This window comes from Flavobacterium chuncheonense (assembly GCF_042686145.1).
Taxonomy (GTDB): Bacteria; Bacteroidota; Bacteroidia; order Flavobacteriales; family Flavobacteriaceae; genus Flavobacterium; species Flavobacterium chuncheonense.
Map to the genome: position 1 here is coordinate 1 of NZ_JBHUPC010000018.1, position 3,381 is coordinate 3,381.

General features: G+C 37.2%; 1 rRNA gene and 1 pseudogene. Both read right to left on the minus strand.

From position 1 onward, the window contains the following. Nucleotides 1-2,378, minus strand: a pseudogene (locus ACFS5J_RS12310) (hypothetical protein); the annotation flags it as partial. Between the two features lie 685 nt (nucleotides 2,379-3,063). Then, nucleotides 3,064-3,173, minus strand: a 5S ribosomal RNA gene (gene rrf, locus ACFS5J_RS12315). Between the last annotated feature and the right edge of the window lie 208 nt (nucleotides 3,174-3,381).

A 3,381-nucleotide genomic window follows, 5' to 3' on the forward strand; every position in this document is an offset into this window, starting at 1 on the left:
AATCTATATTGGATACAACCATCTGCACTCGCTCCATCATCAACTCCGCCATCTGATTGAATTCCTAATCCTCCAGCAGAACAGTTATCTGTCCAATCTGTTGTAATAAACGCTGGCCAATCATCATTACAATTCGCTAATTGATAATCTGGTACGTCAACAATCTCTGGAGCTGTCATGTCGTACTCTCTCGATACGCGTGTGGTTTCAGTATCACTGTTTCCACAATCATCGGTGATAGTAAAGGTGTACAATCTATATTGGATACAACCATCTGCACTCGCTCCATCATCAACTCCGCCATCTGATTGAATTCCAACTCCTCCAGCAGAACAGTTATCTGTCCAATCTGTTGTGATAAACGCTGGCCAATCATCGTTACAATTATCCAATTGATAATCTGATACGTCAACAATCTCTGGAGCTTCGTTATCAGGTGTAACTTGAAAAGTGCTACTACAGCTTACTCCTTCAGGATTACAATCATCAGAAGCACTTAAATTTACAGTTACAGTTCCTCCACATATATCCGGCGCTACAAGCGCATCCAATTCTGCTTGCGTTGGACTCTGAACTAAACCAGCACCTCCGCTAACTGAAAAGGAATCCCTCCATGCATCGAAAGCTGCATCTACAGCATCTTGATCAGCATAAAAACAAACGTTTTCAGAAACAGGAGGAGGACAATTTACCGTAATATCATTTGGAGTCTCCTGATTGACTATAACCTGTGCAATACGCTGACAACCTGGAAAAGCAGGTGAGGTAATAATTACCGTATAAGTTCCGCCAACAGTAACTGGTCTCGTTAATCCAACTCCGGGTAAAAGAGGTCCATAATCAAGTACTGGATTGTTATTACTATTATCATTTATATCTGGATCTGGTCCATAAAAATTAAACTCAAAAGCTGAAGCATCATCATCTGGTCCAACACTCGCCGTTATAATAGCATCGGGATCCAGACACGTCAAATCGCCATCCTTATTTAAATTTAATTCGGGGTCAATAGCTGTTCCGAAGATATAAGGACCAGCAAAGTCTTTCTGCTCACTCGTAAAAGAGTCACCTTGCCCACCAGCACTACTACGCGTTTTAACCACCAAACTTCCTAGAATATTAGAACATGGATTTGTAGTAGAACGTTTATCCAAACCAAAAGCAGTCAAATTAATTCCTATTTCTACTAATTGGTATTGCAAATAAAATGGGGAAAGCAATGCATTTTCACCTGCACGTGTTCCCCATGGTGGTCCTAATGTGTTTCCTTCAGTATTTACTCTACCCCATATAAAAGGATTACCTCCTAACGGGGTCGTTGAAATAATTCTTGCATATCCAAAATTACCACTTTGTTCCCCTGTAACAAAACTTCCAGGTATAACATTAAAGGGTCTATCAGGCATCGTGCCTCCCAATTCTGCAGCAACTAAATTATTAAAAGTCGATTGTTCCATCCATACGCGAATACGAACATCAGGTCTAGTTCCACCATTTTCATAGTCAATAGAAATAATAATAGTTCCGGGCGTTACAACATTACCATCACTGTCAAATGTAAAAGCAGTACGTCCCCCATCATTACCTGTGTTTATAAAGGCATTACCTTGAACTTCTACCTTGTCTCTGAAATACTCAAAATCGATATGTTTTGATCCACTCGTTTCACGTAAAGAAGCGGCTGCAAAAGCCCAAAGAGTGTTAAATGGACGTGGATCAGTCATATCAGGTAATTTTGGTCCTTCACCTCTCAAATGGGCATAAACATCAATAATGTCTACTTTTTGAGGAATACTTCCACTCCCTAATGACCACGTACTAGGATTATCGGAATTTTTATCAGATGTACCTGCGAAAATTGTCGCATCATTATTTCCTTGACCTGAATACGTATCTCTACCATATACTCCATCTATCCACAAATAACCATTGACTATTGGATATGGATAAGGAAAAGTTGGAGTTGTAACAGATAATCTTCTCTCAAATGCTACATTACCTGTTGGTGTCCCTGCAGACTGATTTATAACACCAAAACCAGCTCCATCCCAAGGGCCTATCTCTGTTAACAAGCCAGAAAGAGGGAATGTAAATTGATTACTCGGTGTAGTTGACTTTCTTTCAAACCAATCATCAACGCCAACATAAGACTGTATTGATGGATCATCATCTCCAACAGGTGTGACCTGTTGATGATTTGCGTAAGCATCTGCTTCAACTCCAAAATTAGCCTTAACCGCAGCACCTGCCACTAACTGTGCAGATACAAACTGTTGACTAAAAAGGAAAAGAACCAAAACAAGATGCGTAAAATGTTTAATGAGAAAAGTGCAACAATACTCTTGTACACACTTTATCCGAAAAATAGTTTTTTCCATAATATTAAGGTTTTAAGACCGAAATATTAGCAGGAAGGATTTACATAAATTAAAAGGCAATAATCAAAATCTGAATTAAATAACTTTTTGCTATTCATTTTAAAAAAAATTAAGTGTAAATCAATAAACTAATGACAATAAAAATGTCATTCAAGGATCATTCCACGAGTAGTAAATAAGTAGAACAAATTTAGCTATACTTTATTCTTATCAAGTCTACACTACTATATAATACATTCATTTTAACTGTTTTAACAAACAATTAAGAATATCAACTGATTTATTAAGAAGTACATACATCCCAAAAAAACAATACTATGCACGCATAAATTATTTATTAAAAAGTGAATAAAACAGAACTATAAGAGTTCCGTTTTATTCTTCTATATTTATTATTATTCCTAACAAATAATATAACTTTTCCAACATTTCGTTTTAAAATTGCATGTAATCAAAATAAGTTCTTTACCCGTTGTAAAAGATTCTTTTCTAATTAAGTTTACCATTATGCTATATCCCCAAAACAAAAAAACCTATCCGATTTGGATAGGGTTTCTAAAAGACTCGATAACTATGCTCAACTGAGCATTTAATCGTAAGAGGAGGAAGTCCGGTAGACTTTAGGTGTTTTGAGTTTACCCCAAAACAAAAAAAGTCCTTCACTTTCGTGAAGGACTTCTTAAAAGAAAGGCGGCGACATACTCTCCCACAGGACTGCAGTACCATCTGCGCAAGCGGGCTTAACTTCTCTGTTCGGAATGGGAAGAGGTGAGCCCCGCCGCAATAACCACCTTAAAAGGTTAAATTGCTTTAGGCAATTTTTCAAGTAGTAATCAAACCCCTTTTGGTTTAACTATACATTGAACAATATCTTAACATACTGAGAAAAGTAAATAAAGTTAGAAAGTTTACCCCTCCCACATATAGTGGGAGGAATCGTGTACATAAGCTTATGGGTTATTAGTACTACTCGACTATGACATTACTGCCTTTACATCTATAG